This window comes from Aquibium carbonis, from assembly GCF_003970795.1.
Classification (GTDB): Bacteria; Pseudomonadota; Alphaproteobacteria; order Rhizobiales; family Rhizobiaceae; genus Aquibium; species Aquibium carbonis.
This window is the reverse complement of sequence record NZ_RWKW01000122.1, coordinates 1-15,258: the sequence shown is the minus strand read 5'-3', so window position 1 is coordinate 15,258 and position 15,258 is coordinate 1. Positions and strand designations below refer to the sequence as shown.

Sequence of the window (15,258 nt, the reverse complement as noted above, 5' to 3'; positions counted from 1 at the left end):
GCCCTCGCCCGACGCCGCGCGATCCGGCGCCGCGCCCAACGCCGCCAGCAGCGCCGCGACCGCCCGGCCCGCGTCTGCGACGATGCCGATGTCGCAGGCGTGGCGGGCGATCTGTGCGGCGTCGAGGTCGATGCGCACGAGACCCCTCAGCGCCGGGAAACCGCCGACGACGTACATGTCGTAGTCGGTCGGGCCGAATTCGGTGCCGAGCGCCAGCACCGCGTCGCTGTCGGCCAGAAGCGCGCGCACGGCCTTCAGGCTCGGGCTCGCCGGCACGCCGAGCGGGTGTGCGTGGAGGATGCCGCGACCGTTGGCGGTCATCACCACCGGCGCGTCGAGGCGTTCGGCAAGCCGGGCGACGAGCTCAGCTGCGCGCTTCGCGCCGCCGCCGACGAGGATCGCCGGGCGTTTTGCGCGCGAAAGCAGGATCGTGGCGCGTCCGATCGCGTCCGCGTCCGGTCGCGGAGGTTCGGCGGGCAATGCCGCATCACCGGAACCGTCCTCGTACGCCAGCGCCATCACGTCGGTCGGGATTTCGATGTGCACAGGCCCCGGCCGACCGGAGGAAAACAGCGAAAAGGCCCGGTCGAGCGCCGGTCCGAGATCCCGAGGATGCTCCACCCGCTCGGACGACAGGCATATGCTCGCCATCGTCGCGCGCTGGTCGGGCAGTTCGTGCAGGCAGCCGAGCCCTTTGCCGAGCGTGGCGCGGGCATTGACGCCCGAGATCGCCAGCACCGGCACGGAATCGGCGCGTGCCTGGGCCAGCGCCGTGATGGCGTTGGTGAGGCCGGGGCCGGTGATCAGGAAGACGACGCCGGGCTTGCCGGTCGCCCGCGCGTAGCCATCGGCCATGAAGCCGGCCGACTGTTCGTGGCGCGGCGTGACATGGCGGATCGTCGATCCCGCCAGCCCGCGATAGAGCTCGATCGTGTGGACGCCGGGAATGCCGAACACCAGTTCGACGCCCCGCGCTTCCAGCATGTCCACCAGCCGTTCGCCCACCGTCGTCATGCGCCAGCTCCCTCAAGCTCGATCCCGAGAACCCGTCCGACGGTTTCGATGCCGATCTGCGCCAGTTCGCCGGTCTCGAACAGATCGCCGGCCATGCACCCCTCGATCCACAGTCCGTCGATGATGGCGTTGACGGCGATGGCATGCCGCCGCAGCGCGCCAGCGTTCTGCGGGCGGTTCGCCGAAGCGAAGGTCTCGGCAAGCAGGTACTCGAGCTGGTCGCGGAAGCCGAGATAGCCTTCGCGGTGCACCGCCGAGAGCGCCGGATCGGCATGGGCCCGGCCGATGAACCCGGCCCAGAGCGAGAACACCTTCGCATCGGCGATCGGCAGCGTGAGATTGGCCGCGACGAAGGCGGCGAGGCGCAAGCGAGGCGTGGTTGCGCCGTCATCGAGAAAGTCGAATGCCTGCTGCGTCATGCGCTCCACGATCGTCGCATAGGCGGCCTGCAGCAGTTCCTCCTTGCCCGGGAAGTAGTGCCGGATCAGGCCGGCCGTCACCCCGGCCCTGAGCGCGATCGCGCGCAGCGTCGCGCCCTCGATGCCGTGCTCGGCCACGCAGTCGAGCGTCGCCTCGATCAGGTCCTGGCGGCGCCGCTCCTCCCCCTCGCGGCGGAATTTTCGGCGCTCGGCCATCTCAGCGCCGCAGGATGGGCCGGGTCAGGCAGGTCGGTCCGCCTTCGCAGGCGATGCACAGCGCGTCGGCCTCGAAGGTCTGGACGGTGCAGCCGGCCGCTTCCATCGCCGCCTTGGTCTTCGGGAAACCGGCGACCATGATCACGTCGCGCGGCGCCGTCGGCAGAACGTTGAGCGACAGGCCGTGGCTTGCCGCGAACTCTTGCCCGTCGCCCTCGACGAGCGTGATGCCGCGCGCGCGCAGCATCTGCCAGAAGGGCGCCGGGAGCAGCGGCGAATGAGCCAGCGCCAGATCGTCGGCAAGCGGGCTGATCACCGACATCAGGTGCAGGCACGCCTCCTCGCCCTGCCAGAGCGGCAGGTCGAAACCGAAGACGGTGACGCCGATCGGTCCCAGGATGTTGGCGAGTTGCTGGATGCCGTCCTGGTTGGTGCGCACGCCGCGGCCGACGACGAGCGTGGTGCGGTCGAGCCAGACGCAATCGCCGCCCTCGACCTGCCCGTCGCCATCGATGCGGCCGAGGATGGGGATGCCGAGCCGCGCGTAGGTCGCTTCGTGCAGCGCGGGTTCGGCGCGACGGAGCGCCTTGCCCATCGACAGGATGACCGCGCCGGCATCGGTCATCAGCGAGGGGTCATGGGTGAAGACGGAATCGGCCAGGCCGTCGTCGACGTCGTCCAGCCATTCGACCGCCGCACCGGAGGCCGCGACCAGACGGGCGAAGTGGGCATGCTGGGCGGCCGCCTTTTCGGCATCGAAGCTCGGGCCGTAGTGCCATCGGGCCGGGTCCGCGCCGCGCATGGCGCCCCGCGCTGAGCGCATGAGCACGCGCTTCAGCGGGGCGGCCATCGACTGCGATCCGAATGCTGCGTCCACGCGCGACCTCCCGAAAACCATGCCGGCCCTGCGGCGAGCCGTATTTATACGCTTGCATAACAAGCCGGCAAGTGCGGTAATGCGGCCGCGATGCGCCAGTTGACGGGTCCGGTGGGGCCAGTCCATTCTGGCGGCACAAAGGGGAATGACGAGCGTGAACACACGCCCGCAAGAGGTTCGGATCACGTCCTTATCGGCGGAACCGTCGCGATGACGGGAACGGCATCCGTCGATCACACGTCCGTTGCCGCGAGCGCGCCTGCCGAAGCCATCCACATCGAGAACCTGCATAAGACATTCGGCCAGTTGCATGTGCTGAAGGGTGTATCGCTGTCGGCGCGCGACGGCGAGGTCGTGGCCATCATCGGCGGCAGCGGTTCCGGGAAGTCGACGCTGCTGCGCTGCATCAACTGCCTGGAGAATCCGACAAGCGGCACGATCCGGGTCAATGGCGAGGAGATCCGGCTCAAGCCAGACGGCGAAGGCGGGCTGATGCCGGCCGACCGGCGCCAGATCGAACGCATCCGCTCGCGGCTCGGCATGGTGTTCCAGAGCTTCAACCTGTGGAGCCACCGCACGCTGATCGAGAACGTCATCGAGGTGCCGGTGCATGTGCTCGGCGTCCCGCGCGCCGAGGCGGTCGCCACCGCCGAGCGCCTGCTCGAGCGCGTGGGGCTGGCCGAGAAGCGCGACGTCTATCCGGCCTTCCTGTCCGGCGGCCAGCAGCAGCGGGCGGCCATCGCCCGGGCGCTCGCCATCCAGCCGCGCGTGATGCTGTTCGACGAGCCGACCTCGGCGCTGGACCCGGAACTCGTCGGCGAGGTTCTGAAGGTCATCGGCGACCTCGCGACCGAGGGCCGGACGATGGTTCTCGTGACCCACGAGATGAAGTTCGCCCGCGAGGTGGCGAGCCACGTCGTCTACCTCTGGAACGGCCTCGTCGAGGAGGAAGGCCCGCCTGAGCAGATTTTCGGCGCACCGCGATCGGAGCGCCTGCAGCAGTTCCTCCGCACGGTCTCCTGACCGGCGGAGCGAGGGGAAGTCCAACGACAAGAACGGGAGTACCAAGATGAAGACGATCCTGAAATTGGCAGCCGGCGCGCTGATCGTGACCGCCACCGCATTCGCCGCACAGGCCCAGACCGTGAAGGTGGGCATCGCCGCCGAGCCCTATCCGCCGTTTGCCTCGCCGTCTGCTTCCGGCGCGTGGGAAGGCTGGGAGGTGGAGATCGCCATGGCGATCTGCGCGGAAGCCAAGCTCGACTGCGAGATCACGCCGGTATCGTGGGACGGCATCATCCCCGCCCTCACGACCAAGCGGATCGACTTCATCGCCGCCTCGATGTCGATCACCGAGGAGCGGATGCAGACGATCGACTTCTCCGACAAGTACTACAACACGCCCACCGTCGTGGTCGGCGCCAAGGGCGTGGCGATGGATGCGACGCCGGAGGGCCTGAAGGGCAAGATCCTCGGCGTGCAGGTGTCCACCGTACACGAGAACTACGCCAAGAAGCACTTCGGCGCGACCGCCGCCGAGATCAAGGAATACCAGACCCAGGACGAGGCCAACCAGGACCTGGCAGCGGGCCGGATCGACGCCACGCAGGCCGATTCCATCGCGCTCGACGCCTTCCTCGACACCGACCAGGGCAAGGCCTGCTGCGAGGTGAAGGGTACGGTCGCCGACGATCCGGACGTGCTCGGCCTGGGCGTCGGCTTCGGCGTGCGCAAGGAGGATACGGAGCTCAAGGAGAAGCTGAACGCGGCGATCAAGGGGATCCGCGAGAACGGCACCTTCGAGGCGATCTCCAAGCCCTGGTTCGACTTCGACATCTACGGCGGCTGACCCTTTTCGAGCTGACGTCGAGCCTGCCGGCGGCGCGTGCGCGTGCCGCCGGCATGGCCCACCTTGCCGGAGCTTGCGCCGATCGAAACGCTCCTCTCCCTCTTCGCCCAGGCGAGCCTGTTCGAACTCTTGGCCCCCTCGCCGCCGGGCTGGGGCGGTACGTTGCTGCGCGGGCTGGCGAATTCGGTCCAGATCGCGCTCGGCGCCTTCGGGATCGGGCTTTTGATCGGCACAGCCGGAGCCTACGGAAAGCTCTATGGCGGACCGGTCATTCGGGACCTGATGGAGGTCTACACGACGGTCGTCCGAGCCGTGCCGGAACTGGTTCTGATCCTGCTGCTCTATTATGCCGGCACCGACCTGATCAACCGCATGCTCGAGGCCATGGGCCAGCCGCGCATCGACATTTCCGGCCTCGTCGCCGGCATCGCCGTTCTCGGTTTCGTGCAAGGGGCCTACGCCACCGAAGTCATCCGCGGCGCCATCCTGTCGATCCCGCAGGGACAGATCGAGGCCGCGCGCGCCTATGGCATGTCGCCGTTGCTGCTGCTGCGCCGCATCACGCTTCCCGCCATGCTGCCCTTCGCCATCCCCGGCCTCGCCAACCTCTGGCTGATCGCCACCAAGGACACGGCCCTGCTCGCGGTCGTGGGCTTCAACGAGCTGACGCTGGCGACGCGCCAGGCGGCGGGCGCGACGAAAGCCTACTTCACCTTCTTCGTGGCGGCCGGCGCGCTCTACCTGCTGCTGACCCTGTTCTCCAACGTCATCATCGGCTGGGTGGAAAAACGGGCGCGTCGCGGCATTCCCGCCGTGGGAGGGGCGAACTGATGGCGAATGCCTTCGAGGTCACGTCCGCCCCGGCGCCGCCCTTGCGGGCCTGGTTCAAGCCGCACCGGATCGTGCTGATCGCGATCGCCGTCGGCCTCGTCGTGCTCGCCGCCACGACAATGCGCTGGGACTGGATCGTCCGGTACTGGCCGCTGGCCTTGCAGGGCCTGTGGCGCACGATCTGGCTTCTCGTCCTCACCTGCACGCTCGGCTTCATGCTGGCCGTCCCGCTCGGACTGGCCCAGGCCGCCGGGCCGCGATGGCTGGCCATGCCCGCCAGCGCCTTCTGCACGGTCATCCGCGGCACGCCGCTGCTCTTGCAATTGTGGCTGCTCTATTTCGGCCTCGGATCGCTGTTTCCCCAGTTCCCCTGGATCCGCGAGTCGGAGCTGTGGCCCTATCTGCGCCAGGCCTGGCCCTATGCGGTGCTCGGGCTGACGCTGTCCTTCGCCGGCTACGAGGGCGAGGTGATGCGCGGCGCCTTCGCCGGCGTGCCGCGTGGCCAGCTGGAAGCCGCCCGCGCCTTCGGCATGAGCCGGACGAAGGTCTTTCGCCGCATCTGGCTGCCGCAGGCGATCCAGCGCGCGCTGCCGACGCTGGCCGGCGAAACCGTGCTCCAGCTGAAGGCGACGCCGCTGGTCGCCACCATCACGGTCGTCGACATCTACGCGGTGGCGGGCCGCGTGCGGCAAGACACCTTCATCGTCTACGAACCGCTGCTTTTGCTAGCGCTGATCTACCTGATGATCACCGGCGTGATCGTCTTCGCCTTCCGCAGGCTCGAATCGCGCATCCCGTCGCGCCTCGGCTGAAAACAAAGCTGCGGAGAACCCTGCAACAAGCTTGTGCAGAGCGATTGCCGTGCCCAAAAATATCGCCTACCGTTGACCAAACGATAAAAAATCTCGCCGCCGACCCAATGGCGGCGTCCCTGAGCCAACAAGAGGTGGACCCATGACGTACGACTTCAGGAAGCCGATGCTTGCCGGCGTTTCGCGCCGCACTCTCATCAAGGCGGCCGGCGCCGGAGCCGCCCTCGCCGCGGCCGGAACGCTGCCGACCAGGCTGTTCGCACAGGAGAAGCTGAAGGTCGCCGCGATCTACACCGTGCCCTTCGAGCAGCAGTGGGTGTCGCGCATCCATCAGGCGGCGCTCAAGGCGCAGGAGCGTGGAGACATCGAGTACACCGCGACCGAAAACGTCTCCAACACCGACTACGAGCGGGTGATGCGCGAATATGCCGAGGCCGGCAACCAGCTGATCGTCGGCGAGGTGTTCGGCGTCGAGGACGCGGCGCGCGAGGTGGCGGCGGACTATCCCGACACCGCCTTCCTGATGGGTTCCAGCTTCAAGCCGGACGACGCCCATCCCAACTTCGCGGTGTTCGACAACTACATCCAGGACGCCTCCTATCTGACCGGCATCATCGCCGGCGCCATGAGCACATCGAAGAACTTCGGCATGGTCGGCGGCTTCCCGATCCCCGAGGTCAACCGCCTCATGCACGCCTTCATGGCCGGCGTGAAGGAGACCGCCCCCGACGCGAAGTTCCAGGTGGCCTTCATCGGCTCGTGGTTCGATCCGCCCAAGGCCAAGGAGACGGCTTTCGCCCAGGTCGAGGGCGGCGCGGACGTGCTCTATGCCGAGCGCTTCGGCGTTTCGGACGCGGCCAAGGAAAAGGGCGTGCTCGCCATCGGCAACGTCATCGACACGCAGTCCGACTATCCGGAGACCGTCGTCGCCTCGGCGCTGTGGCACTTCGAGCCGACGCTCGACAAGGCGATCGCCGAGGTCAAGGCCGGCACCTTCACCGCGGCCGACTACGGCGTCTACTCCTTCATGAAGGAAGGCGGATGCTCGATCGCACCGCTCGGCACCTTCGAGGGCAAGGTTCCGGCCGAAGCCATGGCGCTGGTCGCGGAGAAGGAAGCCGCGATCAAGGACGGCTCCTTCACGGTCGAGATCAACGACGACGAGCCGAAGTCGAGCTGAGCTGACTGCGTCGCGCATGACACCCCCACCCCTTACCCCTCCCCACAAGGAGGAGGGTAAACTGCGACCATCGGCGCGCCCCTCTCCCTCGTGGGGAGGGGTACGAGGTGGGGGTTCATGACGTCCGCGCACGCCCCCGTCCTGCGCCTTGCCTCCATCACCAAGCGCTTCGGACCGCTGACGGCGAACGATTCGATCTCGTTCGACCTGGCGGCCGGCGAGGTGATTGCGCTTCTGGGCGAGAACGGCGCCGGCAAGACGACGCTGATGAACATCCTGTTCGGGCACTACGTGGCCGACGAGGGGACAGTGGAGGTGTTCGGCACGGCGCTGCCGCCCGGCGATCCGCGCGCTGCACTGGATGCCGGCGTGGGCATGGTGCACCAGCATTTCACGCTCGCCGACAACATGACGGTGCTGGAAAACATCGCGCTCGGCACCGAGAGCCCGTGGCGGCTGTCCTTCGACCGGCGCAGGGCCACCGCCCGCATTCGCGCCCTCGCCACCGATTTCGGGCTCGAGGTCGACCCCGCCGCCACGATCGCCGCGCTGACGGTGGGCGAACGGCAGCGCGTCGAGATCCTGAAGGCGCTCTACCGCGACGCGCGCATCCTGATCCTCGACGAGCCGACGGCCGTGCTCACCCCCATCGAGACGGAGGCCCTGTTTGCCACGCTGCGGAAACTCGTCGCCAAGGGGCTATCGATCATCTTCATTTCCCACAAGCTGAACGAGGTGCTGGCCATCTCCGACCGCGTTCTCGTCCTGCGCTCGGGCAAGCTTTCGGGCGAGCGTCGCACGGCCGGCGCCACGCGCCAGGAGCTTGCAGCGCTGATGGTGGGCCAGGAGGTCAATCCGCCCGCCGTGCCCGAAGTCGCTCGGGGACCAGTCCTGTTGAAACTCTACGGCGTTTCGACCGGCCGCAACGGCACGCGCCAGCGGCTGGACGACGTGTCGCTCAAGCTCATCGGCGGCGAGATCACGGGGCTTGCCGGGGTGTCCGGCAACGGCCAGGCCGCGCTTGCCGACCTGATCGCCGGACTGGAGAAGCCGGTTGCAGGCACGGTGGAGATCGCCGACCAGACGGTCGACGACTGGTCGCCGCGCACCGCGCTTTCCGCCGGCATCGCGCGGATTCCCGAAGACCGCCACGCCGTCGGCACCATCGGCGACATGAGCGTGGCCGAAAACGTCGTGATCGAGCAGTACCGCTCGCCGAGTTTTTCGAAGCGCGGTTTTCTCGACTGGAAGGCGGCGCGGTCCTTCGCCGAGGAGCTGATCCGCGACTACGACGTCAAGTGCCCCTCGCCCGAGGCGCGAATCCGGCTGCTGTCCGGGGGCAACATGCAAAAGCTGATCCTCGGCCGCGCGCTCGATCCGGATCCATCGGTCATCCTGGCCAACCAGCCGACGCGCGGCCTCGACGTCGGCGCGATTTCCTACGTGCACGGACGACTGCTGGCCGCCCGCCAGCGAGGAGCCGCGATCCTGCTGATTTCGGAAGACCTCGAGGAGATCATGGCCCTGTCGGACCGCATCATCGTCATGTCCAAGGGGCGGCTTTCCGTGCCATCGGCGCGCGGCGAACGGTCCGTGCGCGACATCGCCGAACTGATGGCGGGCCACGGCTGATGCGGCTCGAACCCCGCCCTGCCCCCGGCCTGCCGATCCTGCTCGCGCTGCCGGTCGGCGCCATTCTCGTCACCGTCGTCATTGCCTCGCTGCTGGTTCTGGCGGCGGGCGCATCGCCCCTCGCGGTCTTCGGGCTCGTGCTGAAGGGGGCGGCCGGCACGCAGTTCGCGCTCCTCGAGACGCTGACGCGCGCCACGCCGCTGATCTTCACCGGACTGGCGGTCGCCGTCGCGTTCCGCGCGAAACTCTGGAACATCGGCGCGGAGGCCCAGCTCTATGCCGGCGCGGTGGCGACCGTGGTGCTCGGCACCGGCGCATTGCCCTTTCCCGCGCCAGTCCTGATCCCGCTGCTGATCATCGCGGCGGTGATGGCCGGCGCGCTGCTCCTGCTCGGCCCCGCCATCCTGAAAACCCGCTTCGGCGTCGATGAGGTGGTGACGACGCTGCTGCTCAACTTCATCATGCTGCTCTTCGTCTCCATGCTGCTCGAGGGCGTGCTGAAAGACCCGATGGGTCTCGGCTGGCCGCAGTCGCAGAAGCTGATCGCCGAGGCGCGGCTGCCGCGCATCATCACCGGCAAGCGGCTGCACTACGGCTTCGTGCTCGCCATCGTCTCGGCCGTCGTGGTCTGGATCATCATGAAGAAGACGGCGCTCGGCTACGAGATGCGCGCCGTCGGCCACAACCCGACCGCCGCCCGCTTCGCCGGCATCCCGGTCAACCTCGTGCTTCTGAAGACCGCCATCCTGTCGGGCGGTCTCGCCGCGCTGGCCGGGTTTTCGGAAGTCGCCGGGCTGAAGGGCAACCTCACCCTCGACCTGTCGCCGGGCTTCGGCTACTCGGGCATCGTGGTCGCCATGCTCGCCATGCTCAATCCGCTCGGCGTCGTGGCGGCCGCTATCTTCGTGGCCGGCATCTTCGTCGGCGCCGATGCCATGAGCCGGACGGCCGGCGTTCCCTCCTACATCGCCAACGTAATGGTCGCGACCGCGCTTCTGACCATGGTCACCGCGATCATGCTGACGCGGTTCAAGGTAAGGTGGAGGTGATGACCGAAGCCTTCGAGATCCTTTTCACCGCCTCTTTCTGGGTCGCCGCGATCCGCATCGCCTCGCCGCTGATCTTCGCCACCATGGGCGAGCTGATCTGCGAGCGGGCCGGCGTGCTCAACCTCGGGATCGAGGGCATCATGGCCGCCGGCGCTTTCGCCGGCTGGTTCACGGTCTATTCGGGCGGCGATCTGTGGACCGGCGTCGCCGTGGCGGCGGCGACCGGCGCCGCCTTCGGCCTGCTGCACGCCACGCTGACCGTGCCGCTCGGCCTGTCGCAGCACGTGGTCGGCATCGGTGTGACGCTGCTTGCCACCTCGCTGACCTATTTCACCTATCGCCTGGTGCTGCCCGAAGTCACCTCGCCGCCTAAGATCGAACCGTTCCAGCCGCTGCCGATCCCCTATCTCTCCGACATCCCGATCCTCGGTCAGGCGCTGTTTTCACAGACGCCGCTCACCTATCTCGCCTTCGTCACCGTCGCCGTCGTCGCCTGGGGGCTCTACCGCACGCCGCTCGGGCTCGCCGTGCGCGCAGCGGGCGAGAACCCGGCAGCGGTCGAATCGCAGGGCCTGTCCGTCACCGCCATCCGCATCGGCGCGGTGATGACCGGCAGCGCGCTGATGGCCATCGGCGGCGCCTTCCTGACCATGTCGGCCTTCAACTCGTTCTTCTTCGAGATGATCAACGGCCGCGGCTGGATCTGCATCGCGCTGGTCGTCTTCGGCTCCTGGCGGCCGGGCAAGGCGCTGGTCGGCGCCATCCTGTTCGCCGCCTTCGACGCCTACCAGATCCGCCTGCAGCAGGTGACGGGCGGCGTGGTGCCCTACCAGCTGTTCCTGATGCTGCCCTACGTGCTGTCGATCCTCGCGCTGGTGCTCGTCGCCCGCCGCGCGACCTATCCCAAGGCGCTGATGGTGCCGTACCAGAAGGGGGAGCGGTAGAGACATGCGATGCGCGCCGTCATTCGTTCTCGAGACGCTGCCGTCATCCTCGGGCTTGTCCCGAGGACCTACTGCCGCCGCAGAACTCGCGCCACTGTCCCCGCACACCCGCAACCGCCGGCAGATCCTCGGGACAAGCCCGAGGATGACGTCGAGCCGATAGAGGCCTCTCCATGACCTTCGACCTCCTCATCAAGGGCGGCACCCTTCCCGACGGCAGCGTCGCCGACATCGGCATTTCGGGCGAGACCATCGCCGCCATCGCGCCGTCGCTCGACGCCGAGGCCGGGCGGGTGATCGACGCCGGCGGCAACCTGGTCGCGCCGCCCTTCGTCGATCCGCATTTCCACATGGACGCGACGCTGTCCTACGGCATCCCGCGCATCAACGCGTCGGGCACGCTGCTGGAAGGCATCGCGCTGTGGGGCGAATTGAAGCCGATGCTGACGCATGACGCCGTGAAGAGCCGCGCCCTCGCCTATTGCGACTGGGCCGTCTCGATGGGCCTGCTCGCGATCCGCACCCATGTCGACGTCTGCGACGACCGGCTGCTGGCGGTCGAGGCGCTGCTCGAGGTGAAGAAGGAGATCGCACCCTACATCGATCTGCAGCTCGTCGCCTTCCCGCAGGACGGGCTGTACCGCTCGCCGACGGCCCGCGAAAACACGATCCGCGCGCTCGACATGGGCGTCGACGTCGTCGGCGGCATTCCGCATTTCGAGCGCACCATGGCCGACGGCACCCGCTCGGTGACGGACCTCTGCGAGATCGCCGCCGAACGCGGCCTGATGGTCGACATGCATTGCGACGAGACCGACGACCCGCAGTCGCGCCACATCGAGCAGCTTGCCTACGAGACGCAGCGGCTGGGGCTGCAGGGCCGCGTCGCCGGCTCGCATCTCACCTCCATGCACTCGATGGACAATTACTACGTCTCCAAGCTCCTGCCGCTGATCGCCGAGGCGCAAGTGTCGGCGATCCCCAGTCCGCTGATCAACATCATGCTGCAGGGCCGCCACGACACCTTCCCCAAGCGCCGCGGCATGACGCGGGTGAAGGAGATGCTGGCGATGGGCATCCGCGTCGGCTTCGGCCAGGACTGCTGCCTCGACCCGTGGTACTCGCTCGGCACCGCCGACATGCTCGACGTCGCCTTCATGGGCCTGCACGTGGCGCAGATGTCGCATCCGGCCGAGATGCGCAAATGCTTCGACATGGTGACCGTCGACAGCGCCGCCATCATGGGTCTCGAACACTACGGGCTCCAGGTCGGCAAGCGCGCGAGCCTCGTCGTGCTCGATGCCGGCAACCCGACCGAAGCCGTGCGGCTGCGCGCGGAGCGGCTCTGCGTCGTTGCGCGCGGCAAGGTCGTCGCCGAGCGAACGCAGCAGAAGACGCGGCTCGCCCTGCCCGGCCGACCCGGTTCCGTCGACAGGCGCCATCGACCGGCCGGCTGACCGCCCGGCCCCGTCTTCGCCGCACCCCAGCCATCGAAAAAACGCCGTTCAGCCGCCGTTCAGGCGGGACGGATGATTGTGGGATGGCAAACCGCTGGTGCGCGCCTGAAACAATTCCCGGCTGGCGTCGCACTTCACGGAGATGTGAAAAGCTTCATGGACCCCCTTGGCAGCGCGTGACAAAAGTCGCCGCATCCAAGGTGGCGCCCGCGATGCGGTGCCCAGAGGAGGAACCAGGCATGGCTACCATCGACACGTCCGTCCCGACTGCTTCGGGCCGCAGACGAATGGCATTCGTTTCAGCCCTACTTCTCGCATCGTCGGCGCTGGTTGCGCCGGCCCTTGCCCAGCAGGCTCCCGCCGTCGGCGAGGCCTTCGCGACCCGGTTCTCCGGGACCACCGAAATCACGCTCGGCGACGGCTCGCGGCTGGTGCTGATCGACGAGGATGGCGTGGTTGCGAGCGCCATCGACATCCGCAACCCCGGCTTCACCGCCGACGGCCGCCACTGGGCCAACGAGCCCCAGCATCTGGCCGTCACCGCAGCGGAGGTCGGCCAGGTGTTCGGCATCGCCATTTCCGACGATGACGAGCCCTCCATCTACCTGACAGCCACGTCCGCCTTCGGCCTCCACCGCTTCGAGGACGGCAGCGACTGGCTGCCGGGCCAGTTCGGCGAGGGTGGCTCGGGTGCGGTGTACGTGCTCAACCCCGACAATGGCTACGCGCCGGAAATCTTCACGATCATCGAACTCGACGGACGCGAGAACAGCGGCGCGGCGCTCGGCAACATCGCCTTCGACCGCGCCTTCGGACAGCTGTTCGTCTCCGATCTCGAGACCGGGATGATCCATCGCGTGGCGCTCGACGGCACGCAGATCGACCGCTTCGATCATGGCACGCAGGGCCGCATCTCGTTCCTGGACGTTGCCAGCGGCGCGAACCAGGCGCTGGCCGCGATCGCCTTCGATCCCGACAGCACGGCAGCCCTGTTCGACTGCGCCGACGGCGCAGGCGCTCCGGCCGATTTCTCGCTCACGCCAGCCTGCTGGAACGTGGCCGACTTCCGCCGCCGGGTCTGGGGCCTGGCGGTCCACACCGATCCGGTCACCGACGAAACCCGCCTTCATTACTCCGTCTCGGGCGGCGACCCGCTCGGCGCGGCGGACTGGGCGACCGCGGGCGATGACGCGAAGAACGCCATCTGGTCGATCGGTCTCGACGCCAATGGCGGTTTCGATGCCACGGACGTGCGGCGCGAGTTCATCCTGCCGGCCTTCGGAACGGCGACCGAAGGTGCGCGCGTCGTGCCCGACATCGCGATTTCGCCCGAAGGCGATATGCTGGTCGCCGAACGTGGGGGCATGCGCAATCTCGGCCTCGACAAGCCGCAGCCCTTCGCCCAGCCCAACGCGGCGCGCGTGCTGAGCTACGTCCACGCCGAGAACGGGTCATGGGCGCCGCAAGGCCGCTATGACGTCGGCTTCGACGATCGCCGCAATGTCGGCGCGCCCTGGCTGCGGGCGAACGCGGCCGGTGGCGTCGATTTCGGCCATGGCTATGACGGCACGGGCGCCGTCGACCCGGACCGTCCCTACGACACGGCCTGGATGAGCGGCGACTTCCTCTGTTCGCCGTCGGGCGCCTGCGTCGATCCGGCCACGGGCCAGCGGACCAACACCGACGAGGTGCACGGCCTTCAGGGCACCCGCGTCGCCGAGACGAGCGAGATACTGCCCGGCGGCGCGACCGGACCCTACCCCGCGAGCGGCGACCCGTATCCCGCCAACGGTCCGCTCGCCTCCTATCTCATCGACCTCGACACCAACGTGACGCAGGCCGGCGCGGCGATCCGCCTCCAGGCGCTGAAGCACGACGCCAGCAAGATCGGCGACGTCGAAGTCGTGCGCGGCGGCGGCACGCCGACCCCGAGCGTCCCGCAGCCACAGGGCTATGATCTGGACATCGACAAGTCCGGTCCGCTCCAGTGCCTGGGCGGCACGCGCTGCGACTTCACCATCACGCTAACCAATCGCGGTCCGGGCGCCTTTACGGGGCCGGTCTATCTCTGGGACTTCATGCAGCCGAACCAGGCGCCGCTGTCCGGCGCGACGGGCGGCAACTGGTCCTGCTATGATCTCGGAACCGGCATCCAGTGTCTCAATCCGGGACTGTCGCTCGGCGTCGGCCAGTCCACGTCCTTCACGCTCAGCGTCAACATCCCGTCGCGTTATCCGTCCGACGTGATGACCAACTGCATCGCCATCCAGTGGCTCTATGACGAGACGGGCGCGATCGACGAACTGGCGATCCAGTCGGCACTGACGCTGCTCGGCTATGATCTCGGGACCGTCGACGGCGTCTTTGGTCCCCGTTCCCGCGCCGCGCTTACACAGTTCCAGCAAGACAACGGCTTGCCGGCGACGGGCGAGATCGATGAGAGCACGATCGCGCTGCTCTATCCCGGCATGATCGGTATTGCCGGCGATCTCGATGCCTCCAACGACGAGGACTGCCACGATGTCACGACCGACCGTCCGCAGCCGGTCCATTCGAAGTGGAACTCGCATCTCAAGGTGGGGTCGCCACATAACAAGGTGCAGTCGCACCTCAAGATCGGATCGCCGCACAACAAGGTCCAGTCGCACCTCAAGGTCGGATCGCCGCACAACAAGGTCCAGTCGCATCTCAAGGTCGGCTCGCCCCACAACAAGGTCCAGTCGCACCTCAAGGTCGGGTCGCCGCACAACAAGGTCCAGTCACACCTGAAGGCCGGGTCGATCATTCACAACAAGAACGAGTCGCACCTCAAGGTCGGCTCGCCGCACAACAAGATACAGTCGCATCAGAAGGCCGGGTCGATCATTCACAACAAGAACGAGTCGCATCTCAAGACCGGATCGCCCCACAACAAGATCCAGTCCCACAACAAGCAGGGCTCCACGATCCACGAGAAGAACGCCTCGCACCTCAAGACC

At 67.7% G+C, this 15,258-nt stretch carries 13 protein-coding genes; 10 read left to right on the top strand and 3 right to left on the bottom strand.

Annotated elements, in window-relative coordinates:
- The 3 genes from EJC49_RS23740 to EJC49_RS23730 all read right to left on the bottom strand — a co-directional run.
- Positions 1 to 1,014 (bottom strand): thiamine pyrophosphate-binding protein (locus tag EJC49_RS23740; RefSeq protein ID WP_245453541.1); only part of this gene is annotated, 1,014 nt, incomplete at its 3' end.
- Positions 1,011 to 1,649, bottom strand: a complete 639-nt coding sequence (locus EJC49_RS23735) for a TetR/AcrR family transcriptional regulator (RefSeq protein WP_126702407.1) — start codon at positions 1,647 to 1,649, stop codon at positions 1,011 to 1,013. The genes EJC49_RS23740 and EJC49_RS23735, both read right to left, overlap by 4 nt.
- A 1-nt stretch (position 1,650) precedes the next feature.
- Entirely contained in the window at positions 1,651 to 2,499 is an 849-nt protein-coding gene (locus tag EJC49_RS23730; RefSeq protein ID WP_126702410.1) for a dimethylarginine dimethylaminohydrolase family protein, read from the bottom strand.
- Positions 2,500 to 2,736: 237 nt separating this feature from the next.
- Between EJC49_RS23730 and EJC49_RS23725 the strand changes: the two genes are divergently transcribed.
- The 10 genes from EJC49_RS23725 to EJC49_RS23680 all read left to right on the top strand — a co-directional run.
- Entirely contained in the window at positions 2,737 to 3,549 is an 813-nt protein-coding gene (locus tag EJC49_RS23725) for an ABC transporter ATP-binding protein (RefSeq protein ID WP_126702406.1), read from the top strand.
- A gap of 46 nt (positions 3,550 to 3,595) precedes the next feature.
- The gene (locus EJC49_RS23720; RefSeq protein ID WP_126702405.1) at positions 3,596 to 4,375 is read left to right on the top strand and encodes a transporter substrate-binding domain-containing protein; all 780 of its coding nucleotides are present in this window, start codon (positions 3,596 to 3,598) and stop codon (positions 4,373 to 4,375) included.
- 165 nt (positions 4,376 to 4,540) lie between these two features.
- Positions 4,541 to 5,206: an ABC transporter permease gene (locus EJC49_RS23715; protein WP_245453542.1), complete on the top strand. Its 666-nt coding sequence runs from the start codon at positions 4,541 to 4,543 to the stop codon at positions 5,204 to 5,206.
- Positions 5,206 to 6,018: an ABC transporter permease gene (locus tag EJC49_RS23710; protein WP_126702404.1), complete on the top strand. Its 813-nt coding sequence runs from the start codon at positions 5,206 to 5,208 to the stop codon at positions 6,016 to 6,018. The genes EJC49_RS23715 and EJC49_RS23710 overlap by 1 nt, the downstream gene beginning before the upstream one ends.
- A gap of 142 nt (positions 6,019 to 6,160) precedes the next feature.
- Positions 6,161 to 7,198 (top strand): BMP family protein, encoded by a 1,038-nt coding sequence (locus tag EJC49_RS23705; RefSeq protein ID WP_245453540.1) that lies wholly within the window; start codon positions 6,161 to 6,163, stop codon positions 7,196 to 7,198.
- 117 nt (positions 7,199 to 7,315) lie between these two features.
- Positions 7,316 to 8,830: an ABC transporter ATP-binding protein gene (locus EJC49_RS23700; protein WP_126702403.1), complete on the top strand. Its 1,515-nt coding sequence runs from the start codon at positions 7,316 to 7,318 to the stop codon at positions 8,828 to 8,830.
- Complete coding sequence (locus EJC49_RS23695) at positions 8,830 to 9,879, top strand: ABC transporter permease (RefSeq protein WP_126702402.1); 1,050 nt, start codon at positions 8,830 to 8,832, stop codon at positions 9,877 to 9,879. Before EJC49_RS23700 ends, EJC49_RS23695 begins: the two co-directional genes overlap by 1 nt.
- On the top strand, positions 9,879 to 10,823 hold the full coding sequence (locus EJC49_RS23690; protein ID WP_126702401.1) for an ABC transporter permease: 945 nt from the start codon (positions 9,879 to 9,881) through the stop codon (positions 10,821 to 10,823). Before EJC49_RS23695 ends, EJC49_RS23690 begins: the two co-directional genes overlap by 1 nt.
- Before the next feature lie 173 nt (positions 10,824 to 10,996).
- Positions 10,997 to 12,280 (top strand): amidohydrolase family protein, encoded by a 1,284-nt coding sequence (locus EJC49_RS23685; RefSeq protein ID WP_126702400.1) that lies wholly within the window; start codon positions 10,997 to 10,999, stop codon positions 12,278 to 12,280.
- Between the two features lie 239 nt (positions 12,281 to 12,519).
- Positions 12,520 to 15,258, top strand: a 2,739-nt coding sequence (locus EJC49_RS23680; protein WP_126702399.1) for a peptidoglycan-binding domain-containing protein, incomplete at its 3' end; no start/stop codon positions are given.

Bases quoted from the DNA above. Each gene is read 5' to 3' on its own strand.
- EJC49_RS23735 (WP_126702407.1), bottom strand. From the start codon at position 1,649: ATGGCCGAGCGCCGAAAATTCCGCCGCGAGGGGGAGGAGCGGCGCCGC.
- EJC49_RS23730 (WP_126702410.1), bottom strand. From the start codon at position 2,499: ATGGCCGCCCCGCTGAAGCGCGTGCTCATGCGCTCAGCGCGGGGCGCC.
- EJC49_RS23725 (WP_126702406.1), top strand. From the start codon at position 2,737: ATGACGGGAACGGCATCCGTCGATCACACGTCCGTTGCCGCGAGCGCG.
- EJC49_RS23720 (WP_126702405.1), top strand. From the start codon at position 3,596: ATGAAGACGATCCTGAAATTGGCAGCCGGCGCGCTGATCGTGACCGCC.
- EJC49_RS23710 (WP_126702404.1), top strand. From the start codon at position 5,206: ATGGCGAATGCCTTCGAGGTCACGTCCGCCCCGGCGCCGCCCTTGCGG.
- EJC49_RS23705 (WP_245453540.1), top strand. From the start codon at position 6,161: ATGACGTACGACTTCAGGAAGCCGATGCTTGCCGGCGTTTCGCGCCGC.
- EJC49_RS23700 (WP_126702403.1), top strand. From the start codon at position 7,316: ATGACGTCCGCGCACGCCCCCGTCCTGCGCCTTGCCTCCATCACCAAG.
- EJC49_RS23695 (WP_126702402.1), top strand. From the start codon at position 8,830: ATGCGGCTCGAACCCCGCCCTGCCCCCGGCCTGCCGATCCTGCTCGCG.
- EJC49_RS23690 (WP_126702401.1), top strand. From the start codon at position 9,879: ATGACCGAAGCCTTCGAGATCCTTTTCACCGCCTCTTTCTGGGTCGCC.
- EJC49_RS23685 (WP_126702400.1), top strand. From the start codon at position 10,997: ATGACCTTCGACCTCCTCATCAAGGGCGGCACCCTTCCCGACGGCAGC.